Origin of the sequence: Kitasatospora sp. SolWspMP-SS2h, from assembly GCF_003259315.1 — a bacterium.
In the GTDB taxonomy this organism is placed as follows: domain Bacteria; phylum Actinomycetota; class Actinomycetes; order Streptomycetales; family Streptomycetaceae; genus Kitasatospora; species Kitasatospora fiedleri.
The window spans coordinates 54532-70660 of sequence record NZ_QLLT01000034.1; the positions used below are offsets into that span (position 1 = coordinate 54532).

Annotated in this window: 19 protein-coding genes; 10 read left to right on the forward strand and 9 right to left on the reverse strand. The window is 72.1% G+C overall.

What is annotated here, in order from left to right:
* Positions 1-3 precede the first annotated feature (3 nt).
* The 4 genes from K353_RS29930 (at position 4) to K353_RS29945 (ending at position 3022) form a co-directional block, all read left to right on the forward strand.
* Positions 4-354: a DoxX family protein gene (locus K353_RS29930; RefSeq protein WP_158585520.1), complete on the forward strand. Its 351-nt coding sequence runs from the start codon at positions 4-6 to the stop codon at positions 352-354.
* 178 nt (positions 355-532) lie between these two features.
* Entirely contained in the window at positions 533-1009 is a 477-nt protein-coding gene (locus K353_RS29935; RefSeq protein WP_158585521.1) for a cupin domain-containing protein, read from the forward strand.
* A gap of 193 nt (positions 1010-1202) precedes the next feature.
* Positions 1203-2213: a methyltransferase gene (locus K353_RS29940; protein WP_233533921.1), complete on the forward strand. Its 1011-nt coding sequence runs from the start codon at positions 1203-1205 to the stop codon at positions 2211-2213.
* On the forward strand, positions 2210-3022 hold the full coding sequence (locus K353_RS29945; protein WP_111556655.1) for an LLM class F420-dependent oxidoreductase: 813 nt from the start codon (positions 2210-2212) through the stop codon (positions 3020-3022). The genes K353_RS29940 and K353_RS29945 overlap by 4 nt, the downstream gene beginning before the upstream one ends.
* A 58-nt stretch (positions 3023-3080) precedes the next feature.
* On the opposite strand, the gene K353_RS29950 is transcribed toward K353_RS29945, so the two are convergent.
* The 5 genes from K353_RS29950 to K353_RS29970 all read right to left on the reverse strand — a co-directional run bounded on the left by K353_RS29950 (position 3081) and on the right by K353_RS29970 (position 8268).
* A complete protein-coding gene (locus K353_RS29950; RefSeq protein WP_111556635.1) occupies positions 3081-4139 on the reverse strand; it encodes an aldo/keto reductase in 1059 nt (352 codons plus the stop codon).
* A 202-nt stretch (positions 4140-4341) separates the two neighbouring features.
* Positions 4342-5037 carry an AfsR/SARP family transcriptional regulator gene (locus K353_RS29955; RefSeq protein ID WP_158585522.1) on the reverse strand — a complete coding sequence of 232 codons (696 nt, stop codon included), beginning with the start codon at positions 5035-5037 and terminating at the stop codon, positions 4342-4344.
* Between the two features lie 493 nt (positions 5038-5530).
* Entirely contained in the window at positions 5531-5785 is a 255-nt protein-coding gene (locus K353_RS29960; protein ID WP_111556637.1) for an acyl carrier protein, read from the reverse strand.
* Between the two features lie 3 nt (positions 5786-5788).
* On the reverse strand, positions 5789-7003 hold the full coding sequence (locus K353_RS29965) for a ketosynthase chain-length factor (RefSeq protein ID WP_111556638.1): 1215 nt from the start codon (positions 7001-7003) through the stop codon (positions 5789-5791).
* Positions 7000-8268, reverse strand: coding sequence for a beta-ketoacyl synthase (locus tag K353_RS29970; protein ID WP_111556639.1), 1269 nt, complete (start codon positions 8266-8268; stop codon positions 7000-7002). The genes K353_RS29965 and K353_RS29970 overlap by 4 nt, the downstream gene beginning before the upstream one ends.
* A gap of 260 nt (positions 8269-8528) precedes the next feature.
* Between K353_RS29970 and K353_RS29975 the strand changes: the two genes are divergently transcribed.
* Both K353_RS29975 and K353_RS29980 read left to right on the forward strand, forming a co-directional pair.
* Complete coding sequence (locus K353_RS29975) at positions 8529-9485, forward strand: zinc-binding alcohol dehydrogenase family protein (RefSeq protein WP_111556640.1); 957 nt, start codon at positions 8529-8531, stop codon at positions 9483-9485.
* 39 nt (positions 9486-9524) lie between these two features.
* The gene (locus K353_RS29980) at positions 9525-9965 is read left to right on the forward strand and encodes a group 1 truncated hemoglobin (RefSeq protein WP_111556641.1); all 441 of its coding nucleotides are present in this window, start codon (positions 9525-9527) and stop codon (positions 9963-9965) included.
* A 74-nt stretch (positions 9966-10039) separates the two neighbouring features.
* Here K353_RS29980 and K353_RS29985 read toward each other — a convergent pair whose 3' ends face one another.
* Positions 10040-11497: a DHA2 family efflux MFS transporter permease subunit gene (locus tag K353_RS29985; protein ID WP_111556642.1), complete on the reverse strand. Its 1458-nt coding sequence runs from the start codon at positions 11495-11497 to the stop codon at positions 10040-10042.
* 182 nt (positions 11498-11679) lie between these two features.
* On the opposite strand from K353_RS29985, the gene K353_RS29990 reads away from it, so the two are divergent.
* Complete coding sequence (locus K353_RS29990; protein WP_111556643.1) at positions 11680-12165, forward strand: MerR family transcriptional regulator; 486 nt, start codon at positions 11680-11682, stop codon at positions 12163-12165.
* Positions 12166-12239: 74 nt separating this feature from the next.
* Here the strand turns inward: K353_RS29990 and K353_RS29995 are convergent, their stop codons facing one another.
* From K353_RS29995 to K353_RS30005, 3 genes are all read right to left on the reverse strand, one after another.
* Complete coding sequence (locus tag K353_RS29995) at positions 12240-13004, reverse strand: cyclase family protein (protein ID WP_111556644.1); 765 nt, start codon at positions 13002-13004, stop codon at positions 12240-12242.
* Entirely contained in the window at positions 13001-13819 is an 819-nt protein-coding gene (locus K353_RS30000) for an SRPBCC family protein (RefSeq protein WP_111556645.1), read from the reverse strand. Before K353_RS30000 ends, K353_RS29995 begins: the two co-directional genes overlap by 4 nt.
* Positions 13820-13886: 67 nt before the next feature.
* A complete protein-coding gene (locus K353_RS30005; protein ID WP_111556646.1) occupies positions 13887-14804 on the reverse strand; it encodes an NAD(P)H-binding protein in 918 nt (305 codons plus the stop codon).
* A 216-nt stretch (positions 14805-15020) separates the two neighbouring features.
* Here K353_RS30005 and K353_RS30010 point away from each other — a divergent pair, with 216 nt between their 5' ends.
* From K353_RS30010 to K353_RS30020, 3 genes are all read left to right on the forward strand, one after another.
* Complete coding sequence (locus tag K353_RS30010) at positions 15021-15416, forward strand: lipocalin-like domain-containing protein (protein ID WP_111556647.1); 396 nt, start codon at positions 15021-15023, stop codon at positions 15414-15416.
* Positions 15417-15489: 73 nt separating this feature from the next.
* Positions 15490-15702, forward strand: coding sequence for a DUF6059 family protein (locus tag K353_RS30015; RefSeq protein WP_146616609.1), 213 nt, complete (start codon positions 15490-15492; stop codon positions 15700-15702).
* The coding region (locus K353_RS30020; protein ID WP_305000341.1) for a carboxyl transferase domain-containing protein at positions 15699-16129 on the forward strand (431 nt) is incomplete at its 3' end. The genes K353_RS30015 and K353_RS30020, both read left to right, overlap by 4 nt.

A 16129-nucleotide genomic window follows, 5' to 3' on the forward strand; every position in this document is an offset into this window, starting at 1 on the left:
CTCGTGCACGTCGCCGCCGCGATCGTCTCGATCGCCCTCGCCGTGGTGCTCGCCCGCACCGCCCACGCCACCTTCACCGGCCAGGAGGTGGTGCGCCGCGGAGTGGTCGAGGTCGGGTTCCCGCCTTCGCTGCTGTGGCTGCTCGGCCTCGCCCAGGCGGCCGGCGCGGCCGGCCTGCTGGCCGGCCTGCTCTGGAAGCCGCTGGCCGTCGCCGCCGCCGGCTGCCTGGTGCTGTACTTCCTCGGCGCGGTCGGCTCCCACCTGAGGGTCGGCCACCCCGAACGGGCCGGGCTGTCCGCCGCCATCCTGCTCGGCTGCGTCCTGGCCCTCGTTCTGGTCCTGCTGGAGAACTGAGCTCCCGCAGGCCCGCCCACCGGGGCCGTCGAGTCGTCAACCCACAGGCGTGCCAAGGAGATTGAGCGTTTCTTCAGCGCTCCGTGGCAACCTGCCCGAGCGGCCGGGCCGCCGGCCCGGCCGGTGCCGACGGGAAAGGCCTGTCGGCACCCGATCCGCCAGCCGTGAAGAGGACACCGTGGAACCATCGAAACCGTTCGTGCTCGGTCCCCGGCAGATCCGGCCGGACGCCCCCAGCCCGGAGGACGAGGGCGGCAAGGCCTTCAACGCCGCCTTCCGGCTCGTCGCCGAGGACACCGCCGGCCAGTTCAGCCTGCTGGAGTGGAACCTCGACCCCTGGCAGTCCGGCCCGGGCGTGCACGCCCACAACTTCGACGAGGCGTTCTACGTCCTGGTCGGTGAGGTCGAGTTCCAGGTCGGCGACCAGCGCCACGTCCTGGGACCGCGCCAGGTCGCCTGGATGCCCCGCCACACCCCGCACAGCTTCTCCAACGCGGGCCCCGGGCCCGCCTCCGGCCTCACCGTCTCCACCCCGGGCGGCCTGGAGAACATCTTCGCCACCCCTGACCACACCTCCGTCGAGTCGCCCACCGGCTTCCGGTTCGAGGTCGAGCACATCGGCCCGCCGTTCCGCTCCGCCGGAGCGCCCGAGTAGCCCGACCCCCGGCGCACCCATCGGCATCGCCCCCCGGGCGGTGCCGATGCCGTGACCGACCCGCCCGGTCGCCCGTCGGCCGGGCCCCTCGCAGTCCCCGTGCCCCGTCCGTGCCGTTGAAGGGATCACCGCAATGACCGTGGAAGCCACTTTCGATCGCCTCCGTGACTACCTGGTGGGACCCACGAGGTTCATGAACCTGCTGAGCTGCTTCGAACTCGGCCTGATCGACGCGGTTCGGGACACCCCCGGCGCGGACGCCACCCAGCTCGCCGCCGCCGTCGGGGCCTCCCCCGACGCCGTCGAGCAACTCCTGCTGCTGCCGATCAAGGAGGGCTTCGTCGCCCAGGACGAGGCCACCGGTGGTTACGCGTTGGCCGCCCTCGGCGACGCCGCCCCCGCGGACCTGGCCCGGGTCCTCACGCTGATGCACTTCGTCAAGACCATCGTGCTCCGCCAGGTCTTCCACCTCACCGACAGCGTCCGCACCGGCGAGGTGGTCGCCCTGCGGGAGCTCTACGGCCACGACGGCAACCTGTACAGCGCCGTCGCCGAGCACGAGGACCTGCGCGGGGCGTTCTCCACCCTGATGGACAACGTCACCGCCCACATCGACCCGTGGTTCTTCGACACCATCGACATCCCGGCCGGTTCTCGCGTCCTCGACCTGGCCGGCAACACCGGCCTCGGCGCCGTCCTCGCCTACCGCGCCAAGGAGGACCTGGGCCTGCACGTCACCAACTTCGACCTCCCGGAGAAGGAGGCCGCCACCCTGGAGAACTTCCGCGTGCACGGCGTCGCCGAACACTGCTCCTTCATCGGCGGAGACGTCTTCAGGGCCGTGCCCTCCGGCTACGGCACCGTGCTGATCAAGCACTTCCTCGACATGTTCGACAAGGACGAGGTGTTCAAGATCCTCACCGGCGTGCACGGCGCTCTGGAGCCCGGTGGCCAAGTCGCCGTCCTGGTCCCGGTCTACCCCGAGGACACCACCGACCCGGGCAACGTCGACATCGACTTCTTCCCGGCCTTCTTCCTCGGCTGCACCATGGGCCAGGGCGGCCCGCAGAAGATCTCCACCTACCGACGCTGGCTGGAGGAGTGCGGCTTCGAGGTCACCATGACCCGCACCCAGGACCGCACCGCGATGCCTCCCGGCACCTTCGTGGTGCACGGCATCCTGTGCGCCCGCAAGCCCGCGTGACCCGGCCGCTGCGCGCCGCCGCCCACATCTGGCCCGGCGGCACCCCCGACTACGCCACGTGGCGGGCCGCCGTCCTGCACGCCGAGGAGCTCGGCGCGGACGTGGTCTTCGGCTACGACCACTTCCACGCCCCGGCCGTCCACCGCACCGCCGCCGGCGTCGAACTCGCCCCCGAGCAGCCCGACCTCAACCACTTCGAGGGCTGGACGGCCCTCGCTTCCTGGGCCGAGATCACCACCCGGGTCGAGATCGGCCTGCTGGTCACCGGTGTCGCCTACCGCAACCCCGACCTGCTTGCCGACATGGCCCGCACCGTCGACCACATTAGCGGCGGCCGGCTCATCCTCGGCGTCGGCGCCGGCTGGTACCGCAAGGACTACGACAGCTACGGCTACCCGTTCGGTCCGCTGCGCGAGCGGATGGACCTGTTCGCCGATGGCGTCCGCCGGATCGAGGACCGCCTCGACCGGCTCGTCCCGCCGCCGCTGCGCCCCGTCCCGCTGCTGGTCGGCGGCCAGGGCGAGCGCCGCACCCTGCCGCTGGCCGCCCGGTACGCCGACATCTGGCACTGCGGCCTCGAACCGGCCGTCCGACGCCGCAAGGACGACCTGCTGCGCGAGTACGCCGACGAGGCCGGTCGGGACGAGGCGTTGATCGAACGGGCCGCGAACTGGACCGGCCCGGCCCAGGCCGACGAGCTGAGGGCCGACGGCGCCACGCTGTTCGTCACTGAGCTCAAACCCAGCCCCGCCGGCTACGACTTCACCGGCCTGCGGGACCTGCTCGCCTGGCGCGACACGGCCCGCTGAACCGGAGGCCGCGGTGTGCCCCGTCCCGGCCGGGACGGGGCACACCGCGGCCTCCGGTTCAGCGGGGGGCGATCCGCGGGCCCAGCAGCGCCAGGTCGGCCGCCCCGAGCCGGTCCCGGGCGATCTTCGCCTGGTGCCAGTACGGGTACGGCAGCGGCGGCGCGCTCACTTGCGCCAGCCGCTCCCGCTCGCCCTCGGAGAGCACCAGTTCCGCCGCCGCCAGGTTCCCGGCCAGCTGTTCCTCGGTGCGGGCGCCGACCACCAGCGAGGACACCGCCGGACGGCCCAGCAGCCAGGCCAGCGCCACCTGGGCGGGCGTGGCCCCGCGCTCCCCGGCGATCTGCACCAGGGTCTCCACGATGTCGTAGAGCTGTTCCCGGTCGTGCACCGGCGGCTCGTTCCAGTCGGACAGGTGCCGGGACCCGGCGGGGGCCTCGGTGCCGCGCCGGTACTTGCCGGTCAGCAGCCCGCCGGCCAGCGGGCTCCAGGCAAGCACCCCGACGCCCTGGTCGACGGCGATCGGCAGCAGCTCGTTCTCGGCGTCCCGGGCCTGCAGCGAGTAGTGGATCTGCTGGGAGACGAACCGGGCCGTGCCGAGCCGGTCGGCGGTGGCGAGCGCCTTCATCAGGTGCCAGCCGGAGTAGTTGGAGCAGCCGACGTAGCGGACCTTGCCGGCTCGCACCAGGTCGTCGAGGGCCCGCAGGGTCTCCTCCAGCGGGGTGCAGCCGTCCCAGGCGTGCACCTGGTAGAGGTCGATGTGGTCGGTGCCCAGGCGCCGCAGCGATCCCTCGCAGGCCTCGATCAGGTGGTGGCGGGACAGGCCGGCGTCGTTCGGCCCCGTACCGGTCGGCATCCGGGCCTTGGTGGCGACCAGGGCGCGGTTCCAGCGGCCCTTCATGGCCCGGCCGACGATCTCCTCGGACAGGCCGCCGGAGTACGAGTCCGCCGTGTCGACCAGGTTGACCCCGGCGTCCAGCGCCCGGTCCACCAGTCGGGTGGCGCCGAGGACGTCGCTCCCGCCGACCTTCGCAAAAACTCCACGACCGCCGAAGGTCATGGTACCGAGCGACAACACCGAGACGCGCAGGCCGCAATTGCCGAGCTGGCGGTATTCCACGGGATTCCTCCGTACGGGACAATGGCTGGGCGGTGGCATGGGGACGTGCGGCCATGGCAATGATCCGGGCGACGGGGCGGGCCGGGTCCGGCCCGTCCGCCCGGGAGGGCGGGGAGTTCGCAAAATCCGCCGGGGAGGCACCGCCGAAGTCGGCACTCGCGGCCGGCCTTGGGTTGTCTTATAGGGGAATTTGACTCCCCTTTTACCGACTGACCAGTATTTCGTGCTGCAGCCTCCGGGCCTCCGGGGAAGGCTGCAGTCCGAGCTCCCGGTCGAGGGTCTGGCGGAGCTGTCCGAACACGGTGAGCGCCTCGCCGCGGCGGCCCGATCTGCGCAGCGCCTCCATCAGCTTGAGATAGAAGGATTCGTGCAGCCGGTGGGTCTCGATCAGCGCCCTGAGTTCGGCCACGATCTCCTCGTGGCGGTTGTTGGTGAGATCCGCCTCGATGCGTAACTGGACGGCCTCCAGGCGAGCCTCCTCCAGATACACCGCGAGCCCGCGCAGGGCCGGCCCGGAGGTCAGATCGGCGGGGATCGGCCCACGCCAGAGGGCCAGTGCCTCGCGCAGCAGGTCGGCGGCACCGACCGGGTTGCCACCCCGCAGCTCGGCACGGCCGCGGTCGACCAGGTGCTGGAAGCGGAAGGTGTCGACGTTGGCGCGGGGCACCGTGAGCACGTACCCGTCCGGCCTGGTGGCGATCGGGTCCGAGGTGTGCGGACACTCCAGGACCGCGGCGAACATCTTGCGCAGTTGGTGCACATAGGTCTGGACGATGGTCTTCACCGTGTTGGGCGGCCCGTCCGGCCAGAGCTCGTCGATGATGCGGTCCACGCCGACCGTGGATTCGGCGTTCACGGCGAACAGGGCGAGCACCCTGCGGGGCTTGCTGGCGGTCACGCGGGCCGTGTCGTGAGATTGCACCGACTTCATCGAGTGACCTATTTCGAGGGGGCCGAGCAGATCTATCCGTACCAGCTCTCCAGACACAAAAACCCTCCCTGTGGTTTTTTGTGAGATACTTCGATCGGCATGCTGCGGGATATTTCCTCGAAATTTTCTGCACCAGGGACCTGCGGAGATACAAAGTTAAGCATTCGCTTGCGATCCGCGAGTCTAGGCTGGAATTCCGAACATGTCAACGACTCATTCAGATACGACATAGGTGCGATCCCAGGATGCATCAAGAAAATCGTTGCCGACATTCCGGGGCGATTTTGGGAAGAACTCTCAACTGCCCTTTCTGTGCTCGTACGCCCCATGGGTCACACGTGCACCACCCGTTCGCCGGCCGTCCGGGCGTCGCACAGCAGCCGGATGCGGTGCACCCGGGCCGCCCGCCGGCAGGGCGGACGGCCCGGGTGCACCGCGTGGTCGGAAGCGGGCAGCGAGGTCAGACCGCGGCGGTCCGGTGCACCAGGTCGAGCAGGTCGCCCAGGGTGGAGACCTCCAGGATCTCGCCCTCCGGGATCTCCACGCCCCACTGCACCTTGAGCCGGGCGACGGTTTCGATCAGGGCCAGCGAGTCGTACCCCAGTTCGTCCAGGGTGAGGTCGGCGAGGTCGTCGTCCGACACCTCGGGCCGATCGCCACCGGCGCAGGCGATCAGGATCTCGTGCAGCTCGTGGACGGTCATGGTGGCGGTCATGGATCAGCTCCCGTTCTGGACGGCACGGACGACGACGGCGGAGTTGAAGCCCCAACGGCCGCGGGCGAGCACCAGGGCGGTGTCCACCCGGGCCCGTCGGGGCTCCCCGAGGACCAGGTCCAGGCCGTACTCCCCGGGCACCACCGCGGTGCCGAAGGTCGGCGGAACGACGTCCTCCTGAATGCTCATCAGGGCGGCGACGGTGTCCAGCGGGCCGCCGCCGGACAGCAGTCGCCCGGTGAGCGTCTTGGGCGCGGTCACCGGCACACCGCGCTCCCCGAACACGGCGCACAGCGCCTGCGCCTCGGCCAGGTCGGCGTCCGGCAGACCGAGCGCGTCGGCGAACACCACGTCCACCTGCCCGGGCTCCACCTTCGCGTCGGCGAGGGCGAGTTCGATGGTGCGCCGCAGCGCGGGCGGTCTGCCGCTGTCCGGGGCGGGGTCGAACCCGCAGGCGTAGCCGGCCACTTCTCCGTACACCCGGGCGCCGCGGGCGGCCGCCGCGGCCGGGTCCTCCAGGACCATCAGGGCGCCGCCCTCGCCCGGCAGGTAGCCGCAGGCCCGGACGTCGAACGGCCGGTAGGCGGTGGCCGGGTCGGGGTCGAGGCTGACCCGCCCGCCGGCCAGGTGCGAGGCCCAGCCCCACGGATCGAAGGCCGAGTCCACCCCGCCGCACACCACCAGCGGCACCCCGCCGCGCACCGTGCGGCGGGCCTGGCCGAGCGCGTCCAGGCCACCGGCCTGCTCGGCGACCAGGGCGAGCGAGGGGCCGCGCATGCCGTGCCGGATGGATAGCTGTCCGGTGTTCACCGCGTAGAACCAGGCGAACGACTCGTAGACGCTGACGTGCTCGGGGCCCCGGCTCCACAGCTTCCTGAACTCGCGGTGGGTGAAGTCGAAACCGCCGGAGGCGTTGGCGGTGACCACGCCCAGGTCGTAGTCGGTGAAGTCGGCGGGGTCGACGTCCGCGTCCTCCAGCGCGCACTCGCCGGCGATCAGCGCCAGTCGGGTGGACAGGTCGGTCTGGGTGAGCAGTCGGCCGGGCAGCAGGCGTTCGGTCTCCAGCCGGACCAGGCCGGCCAGCCGGGCCGGGCCGGCGGAGGCGTCGAAACGGTCCAGCACGCCGATGCCGCTGCGGCCGGCCAGCGCGGCGGCCCAGAACTCCTTGACGCCGAAGCCGTTCGGGGCGACGACGCCCAGTCCGGTGATCACGCTCATGCCGTCCTCCGCTCGGGCCGCACCAGCACCATCGCGCTCTGGAAGCCGCCGAAGCCGCTGCCCACCGTCAACACCGTGTCGGTGCGGTGCTCACGCGCCGTGTTCGGCACGTAGTCCAGGTCGCAGTCCGGGTCCTCGACCCGCAGGTTCGCGGTCGGCGGGACGACGTGGTGGGCCATCGCCAGCAGCGAGGCGGCGATCTCCACCGAGCCGACCGCGCCCAGCGAGTGGCCCACCATCGACTTGATCGAGCTGACCGGCGTCCGGTGGGCCCAGTCGCCCAGGCTGACCTTGAACGCCGCGGTCTCGTGCCGGTCGTTCTGCTTGGTGCCCGAACCGTGCGCGTTGATGTAGTCCACCTGCGAGGCGTCCACCCGGGCCTGGCCGAGCGCGGAGCGGATCGCCTCCGCCATCTCCCGCCCGTCGGGCTTCAGCCCGGTCATGTGGTAGGCGTTGCAGCGGGTGGCGAACCCGCCGACCTCGGCGTAGATCCGGGCCCCGCGCCGACGGGCCGCCTCCAGCTCCTCCAGCACGAACACCGCGGCGCCCTCCGCCAGCACGAAGCCGTTGCGGGTGCCGTCGAACGGCCGGGAGGCGTGCTCCGGGTCGTCGTTGTACGTGGTGGTGGCCTTGATGGCGTCGAAGCAGGCGACCACGATCGGAGTGATCGGGGTGTCGGTGGCACCGGCCACCATCACGTCCGCGCTGCCCTCGCGGATCAGCGCCACGGCGTGCCCGACCGAGTCCAGACCCGAGGTGCAGCCGTCGGACACCATCGCGACCGGGCCCTCCGCACCGACCGTCCAGGCCACCTCGGCGGGCATGATGCTCGGCACCATGTGGTCGTACATGTGCGGGGAGAGGTGGTCCGTCCCCATCACCCAGTTGCGGCCGGAGTCGGAGAGCACCAGGTACTCCTGCTCCAGGCTGGTGGCGGCCGCCACCGCGCTGCCCAGACTCACCCCGATCCGGTGCGGAGCGTGCGCGGACAGGTCGATGCCGCTGTCGGCCACCGCCTCCCGGGCGGCCACCACGGCGAACTGGGTGGCCCGATCCATCCGGCGCACCTGGCGGGGCGTCAGCCCCTCGGCCGCCGGATCGAAGTCCACCTCGCCCGCCACCTGCGAACGGTACGGCGACGGGTCGAAGAAGGTGATCCGCCGGGTCGCCGTCCGGCCCGCCGACAGCAGCTCCCAGAAGGCGTCCTTGCCCGGGGAACCGGGTGCCCGCACTCCCATTCCGGTGATCACGACTCGCCGACTCATTCGGCATCACCGGACGCGTCCATGCCTTTCACCTGCTCGGCCTCCCACTCGGATCCGTTGCCCTGATCGTGATCGGGAAGTTAGTCGGGCACGCTCTAAGTACACTCAACGCCCGATCCAGCCCGCCCCCTCCAGCAGGGCTTCAGCGTCGGTACAGCGATGGTGCAGCAGCGCCCCGTACCAATGCCCGGGTACCCGGAACACCCCGGCTCGGAGGGAGTCATCATGCCGACAACCACACTGCGCGAACCGGGACCGTCATGAGGGCCGCGGTGCTGCACGCCCTGGGCCAGCGGCCCCGCTACCAGGAACTGCCCGACCCGCGGCCCGGCCCGGGCGAGGAGTCGGTGCGGATCACCGCCTGCCCGCTGACCAACCTCGACCGGGCCCGCGCGGCCGGCACGCACTTCGCGGCGCCCACCGAACTGCCCGCCGTCCTCGGCTCACTGGCCGCCGGGCGCCTCCCGGACGGCAGCCGGGTGCTGTTCCGCTCCACCCGCGGCGTGATGGCCGACCGGGCCACCACCCGGCACGACTGGTGCGTCCCGATCCCCGACACGGTGGACGACGTCACGGCCGCCGCCGTACAGAACCCCGGCGTGTCGGCTTGGATCTCGCTGACCTGGCGGGCCGCCCTGCATCCCAACGAGAGCGTCCTGGTGCTCGGCGCCACCGGCGTCACCGGCCGGCTCGCCGTGCAACTGGCCAAGCACTTCGGCGCCGGCCGGGTGGTCGCGGCCGGCCGCGACCCGCGGGGCCTGGCCGAACTGCGCGGTCTCGGCGCCGACGCGACCGTCCGGCTCGACGTCCCCGACCGCGACCTCGACCTGGCACTGCGCGAAGCGGCCGGCCCCGACGGCTTCGACGTGGTGCTGGACTACCTGTGGGGCCGACCCACCGAGGTCTACCTCAACACCCTCGTGGTCAACGACATGGTGCTGCGGCACTCCCGCACCCGGCTGGTCCAGATCGGCCAGATGGCCGGCCCCAGCCTGACCCTGCCCGCCGAGGTGCTGCGCAGCAGCGGCCTCGAGATCCTCGGCAACGGCACCGGCAACGCCCCGCCGCCCGAGGTGCTGTCGGGTTCCCTGGTCCGGGTCCTCGACCTGGTCGGCGCGGGGCAGCTCCGGATCGCCACCCACCCCGTCCCGCTGGCCGAGGTCGCCGAGGTCTGGGACCTCGCCCCGTCCGGTCGGCGCACCGTCCTCGTCCCGTAGGCCACCCCGTCCCGCACACCCACCGAAGGAGCAACGGCAATGACCGAGCAGGACCAGACCCCGTCCCTGTACGAGCGGCTCGGCGGCGCCATGGGCATCGCCGCGATCATGGACGTGCTCACCGACCGGCTCTACGAGAACGCCTCGGCGAACCTGAACCCGTACGTCGCCAAGATGCACGAGGTCAACTCGCGGCCCGGCTTCAAGTGGATGGTCACCGCCTGGTCGATCGAAGAGACCGGCGGCCCGAAGGTCTATCCCGGCCGCAACATGGTCGACGCGCACGCGGACATGGTCTCCAGCCACTTCGACTTCGACGTGGTGGCGCTGGAGATCGCCGCCACGCTGAGCTTCTGCGGGGTGGCCCCCAAGGAGGCCAAGGAGTACCTGGCCATCATCGAGAGCTACCGCGCCGACGTGCTCACCCACTCCATCGGCAAGCCCGGCGGCGCCGACTCGCTGGAGCGCCCGCAGGACTGACCGCCCGCGGGCGAACGCACCGCTGCCCCGGACTCGGTACCGAGTCCGGGGCAGCGGTGTTCCGGGCGCCGCGATCAGCCCCGTACGGGGGTAGCGGGCTTCACGGTGGCGCCCTGGTCCATCTCCTCGAACAGCGCGGCGGCCCGCTCGGCCGTGCCGCGCGCCCAGGCGCCGGTGCTGACGAAGCCCAGGGTGAGGATCACCGCCCCGATGCCGAACAGCATCCACCACACGCCCCGTTCGGCGTCGGTGTAGGCCGTTCCGCCGGTCGCGACGGCGGAGCCGACGATCGTACCGGCGATCGCCACGCCCAGCGTGGTGCCGGTCTGCCGGCCCGCCGATGCCAGCGAGGTCGCCACGCCCGCCATCGAGCGCGGCATGCCGGAGACGGCGCTGTTGGTGATCGGCGGGTTGATGGTGCCCTGGAAGACACCGATCAGCAGGAAGACGCCCAGCAGTGCCAGGATCGGCGTCCCGGGCCCGATCAGCAGGGACAGCAGGCCGGCCAGCGCCAGCGCACTGCCCGAGACCACCAGCGGAAGGCGCGGGCCGCGCCGGCCCACCAGCTTGCCGGTGCGCGGCGACAGCACCACGATCAGCACGCCGACCGGCAGCATGCACAGGCCCGCCTTCAGCGCCGACATCCCGCGCAGGTCCTGCAGGTACAGCGTGGTGACGAACAGGAAGGCGCCGAAGGCGCACAGGGCGCCGAACGCCATCAGGATCGCCGAGCTGAACGGAGCGCTGCGGAACAGCCGCAGCTCCAGCAGCGGGTCCGTCCGGCGCGGCTCGTACACGAGCAGGCCGATCAGCGCGAGCACCGCGACCACCAGCAGCGTGACGATCAGCGGCGAGCCCCAGCCGGACTTGGTCGACTGGATGATCGCGTACACCACGCTGGCCAGCACCAGGATGACCAGCAGCTGGCCGACCGGGTCGACCCGGCGGGCCCGCGGGGCCCGGGACTCCGGTACGAACAGCGCGGTCATCACGATCGCGCCGATGACGATCGGCACGTTGATCCAGAAGATCGAGCGCCAGCCCAGGCCGTCCACCAGCGCACCGCCGAGGATCGGTCCGAGCGCCAGGGACAGGCCGGACATGGAGCCGAACACACCGATCGCCCGGGCCCGCTCGGCGGGGTCGGTGAAGGTGGTGGCGATGATCGCCATGGCCACCGGGTTGAGCATGGTCCCGCCGACCGCCTGCAGCGCCCGCGCGCCGATCAGCCAGCCGATGCCGGGGGCCACGCCGCACAGCAGCGAGCCGAGGCCGAAGGCGGCCAGGCCGATCAGGAAGACCTTTCGCCGGCCGATCCGGTCGGCGGTCGAACCGGCCAGCAGCAGGAAGCTGGCCAGCACCAGGGTGTAGGCGTCGACCGTCCACTGCAGGCTCGACACCGAGGCGCCCAGGTCGCGGCGGATGGTCGGCAGGGCCACATTGACGATGGAGATGTCCATCACGACGACGATCATGCTGGCGCAGCAGATGGCCAGCACCAACCGGCGTCGGCGTTGATCGAGTTCGGGCATGGGGAGGAGTCCAATCGTTCGGGACGAACGGGCGGCGGCCGGGAACGGCGGCGGCCGCCGACGGCAGGGGTGCCTGCCGGCCGGGGGGCACGGCCGGGACGGGGACGAGCGCTGACGCGGCGTCAGAATCCTTGGGGAGAAGCCGTTGAGGCGTTCACGGATACGACGGTACAATTTAGAGCGTGCTCGAAATCAAGCCCTCGCGGCAGAAGCCGAAGCAGCAGACCGAGCCCCTCCGCCCGGCGGTGCCCCCCGCGGGCCTGACCATCGCCGAAGCCTCCCGCCGCACCGGCGTCAGCGTCCACACGCTGCGCTACTACGAGCGGGCCGGCCTGGTGGTCACTGTCGTGGACCGCACCCCCGGGGGCCGGCGCCGCTACCACCAGCAGGATCTCGACTGGATCCTGATGTGCACCAAGCTGCGCGCCACGGGCATGCCCATCAAGTCCATCTGCCGCTACGCCCGGTTGGTCGCCGCCGGGCACGGCAACGAGGAGGAGCGGCTGGCCCTCATGGAGGAGCACCGCACCGAGGTCGCCGCCCGGCTCGACGAGCTGCGGCAGAACCTGAAGCTCATCGACCACAAGATCGACGTCTACCGCGGCCGGCTGGCCGCCGGCGAGGCCGAACAGCTGTGGGCCCCGGAGGTCCGGGCCGCGGCCGGCTGACCAGCCCCGTTCCCGGCTCCCCGGAGCCCTTCGAGCCCCTCGGGCCGAGGTTCACCGTGTTCCCGCCCGGTTCGTCAGGCCGCGTCGGGTTCCTCGACGATCGCCACCACCCGGCTCCAGGCCGCCCCCAGCCCGGCCAGCCGGACGGGGAAGCAGGCCACCGCGAAGCCGTGCGCGGCGGGCAGCTCGTCCAGCCGGGCGAGCTTCTCCAGCTGGCAGTACGCCCGCTCCCGCCCGTACAGGTGGGCCGGCCACAGCACGCCGTTGTCGCCGCTCGCCCGGTAGTCGCCCAGCATCGAGGCGAAGGGCCGGTCGAAGCCCCAGGCGTCGATACCGATCACCCGGGCGCCGCGCTCCACCAGCCAGGCGGTGGACTCCCGGGTCATCCCGGGGTGGTCGGTGCGGTACGCCTCGGTGCCCCAGAGCCGGTCGGCGCCGGTCCAGATCAGCGGGATGTCACCGGGCCGCAGCTCGTAGGACTCCTTGGCGAGAGCGTCCTCCAGGTCGGCGGCGGTGATCCCGACCCCCGGCGGCACGTGGCGCACGTCGATCCGGACGCCCGGCGCGAAACACCACTCCAGCGGGACCTGGTCGATCGCGTCGGCCGGCCGGCCCCCGCTGACCAGGCCGTAGTGCAGCGGCGCGTCCATGTGGGTGCCGGTGTGGGTGGTCAGGGTGACCGTCTCGTTGGAGATCGCCTCACCCTCCGGGAAGTCCTCCGGGCGCAGCCCCAGCGCGGCCGGCGCGGCGGCGTGGTCGAGCAGGCTCACCTCCACCGGGGTGGCCTCGCTCGGGCCGTCCAGCACCGGGACGCTGAGGTCGATCAGCCGCCGCCTCACGCAGCGGACCCCGCTTCCTTGGCACGCCGCTCGGACTCCTGGCGCACCGCGTCCAGGTCGGCGTGGCTGTTGCGCTCCACCGCGGCCCGCAGCAGTTCGGTGGCCTTCTCCCGGCTCGGCACCTGCTCGGTAGGCCGGGCCGCGAAGTCGTGCGTGATGACCAGCTGGGTGCGGTGCTCGTCCAGCGGCAGGGCGCGCCAGTCGCCGCCCATGAACTCCACCATCGGCGCGTTGTCCAACTGCCGGTAGGAGATGGTGCGGCGGGCCCGGTCCAGGTCGCGCCGGGTCACCCAGCTCTGCCGCTGGCCGCTGACGTCGACCACCAGGCGGGCGATCTGGTGGGTCTCCGACTCCTCCAGCAGGACCGAGGCCTCGGTCGGCGGGAACAGCTTCGCGTAGCCGCCGATGTCGGCCAGGACCTCGTAGACGACGTCCGCGCTCGCCTCGACGGTGACGGTGTGCTCGGTGTGGTACATCGTGCTCCCTCCGCTGCCGGACGGCAGCATCTCCTCGTGGTTGGCGTACGCGGCCTCGTAGTCGAGCCTGCCGCGCCACTTCGCGATGAACTCGTGCACCCCGGGGCGCTCGGAGAACGCCTGCAGGGTCGCCACGTCGGCGCAGGAGAACTGGGCGACGTGGGTGGCGGTCATGCCCTTGGCGTGTTCGTCGACCGGCAGCAGCACGTGCGGGCGCCAGCCGAAGCCGGACACCAGTCCGGAGTCCAGTGCCAGGTCGCGCAGCCCGCCGAAGAACGTCCGGACCTCCTCCTCGTCCGCCTGTTCCGGGAACCGGTAGACCAGCGTGTGCACGATCATGACTGCCTCCGAGAGGTGGGACCGGCGGACTGCCGTCCGGGTTCCACCGACGCTAGGAACCCCGCCTCTAGGAACCCTCAACGACCGCTCGACCAGCCCCGCCGGGCACACCCTCGACCGCGGGCCGCAGCACCTGCGCGCACCAGGACCGGAAGGTGGTGGGCGAGGCGGTCAGCGCGGTGCGCGGCTCGGCACCGTCCAGGCCCGCGTTCTTCGCCTCCAGCATCTCCACGGTGGCCGCCGCCATCCGCTCCGACATGCCCGCCCCGGTCAGCACCGCCCGGAACCGCGCCCCGGACACCTGTCGGTAGCGCACCGGACGGCCCAGCACCTCGGTGGCGATCGCCGCGATCTCCCGGAACGACAGGTCCTCCGGGCCCAGCACCGGCAGGTTTCCCGAGCCCCGCCACCCCTCGTCCAGCAGCAGCCGCACCGCCGCCTGCGCGACGTCCTGCGCCGCCACCGTGGGCAGCCTCAGGTCCGTCTCGATCACCGAGCAGAACTCGCCGTGCGCCCGGATCGCTTCCACCTGCTGGAGCAGGTTCTCCATGAACGCGGGCATCGCCAGCGCCCGGTACGCCACCCCGGTCGAGGCGATCAGCCGGTCCGCTGCCAGCGAGGCCGTCACCAGGCCCGCCGGCCCCGCGAAGTGGGCACCCAGCGCCGAGACCCCCACGACCCGTTCCACCCCGTGCCGGACCAGTGCCGCGCAGGCCGGTCGGGTGAATCCGGAGAACGCCGCCTGCGGGTCGGCCGCCCGGGCGTCCGGCGGTACCAGCCAGAACACCGCCCGCGCCCCGGCGAACGCCCGGTCCACCACCTCCGGATCGCCGTGCGAGCCCCGCACCACCTCCACCTGCCCGCGCATCCCCGCGGGCAGCCGCCCCGGATCGCGGGCCACCACCCGCACCGGCCGCTCGGCCGCCAGCAAACCGGACAGGACCAAGCTCCCCACGGCTCCGGTGGGGGCGGTGACGACGATCACGGGACTCTCCTCGACGGCTCGGGCCGGACGGCGCCGCGGGCCGCGGCGCCGGTGGTCGAAAACCGTCGCACGACCGGCTGGAGCCCGTCTGGAGGCAACCTCGACGCCACCCGTCCGTGCGGCGCGGCTTGAGCGGCCTTCTAGCCCGCAGCGGCATGGTGCTGAGCACGGGCGGACGGTACGTGCCACCGCCGGGATCGAGAGCGGGGAGCGCTGATGGCGAGCGAGCAGGACCTGGTCGGAGTCTGGCAGCTGATCGCCCACTACTACCTGGAGGAGGACGGCAGCATCAGCGAGGGCCCACTCGGCGACGACGCCGCCGGACTGCTGATCTACCACCAGGACGGCTACATGGCGGCCAGCCTGATGCGCACCCGCCCCGCCGACAGCGACGAGGCCTACCTCGGCAGCACCGACGATTTCCTGAGCTACTCCGGACGCTGGCAGGTGCGCGGCGATACCGTGGTCCACCGGGTCTCCATCGGCTCGCACGCCCGGGTCGTCGACACCGAGCAGGTCCGCGAGATCGTCCTCCGGGACGGCGGCCTGCGCTTGCAGCGCCGCCTGGGCGGCCCGCACGCCCACGTGGTGATGGACTGGCAGCGTGCCTGAGCACCCGCCCGCCGGCCGGCCCCGGACGACCGGGCGGGAGCGGCGCGCTGCGTGCCGGCGCCTGCTGGCCCCCGTGGGGGCCTTCCTCAAGACCGGTCTGATCGCCGTCGGCTGGATATGGGCGGCCTATCCGCTCCACGCCTACGCCCAGGACCTTCTCGATCCGGTCCTCGACGAGCCGCCGACCGGCCACCCCGAACGGCTCTCCCCCGACGACCCGCCCACCGCCGAGGAACGCGCTCTGTGGCGCGACCTCGGCCGTCTCACCGCGAGGCTACTGCCGTGACCGCCGTCGCCGATGCCCGTAGTCGGGTCGCCGAACTGCACGAGCTGCGCGAGCAGGTCCGCCGCGGCCCGAGCGAGAAGGCCACCGAGGCCCAGCACGCCAAGGGCAAGCTGACCGCCCGCGAGCGGATCGAGCTGCTGCTGGACGAGGGCTCCTTCCACGAGGTGGAGCCACTGCGCCGGCACCGCGCCCAGGGCTTCGGCCTGGAAGCCCGCAAACCGCACACCGACGGCGTGATCGTCGGCTGGGGCACCGTCCACGGCCGCACCGTCTTCACCTACGCCCACGACTTCCGGATCTTCGGCGGCGCCCTCGGCGAAGCCCACGCCCAGAAGATCCACAAGATCATGGACATGGCCATCGCGGCCGGCGCCCCCCTGGTCTCGCTCAACGACGGCGCCGGCGCCCGCATCCAGGAAGGCGTCAC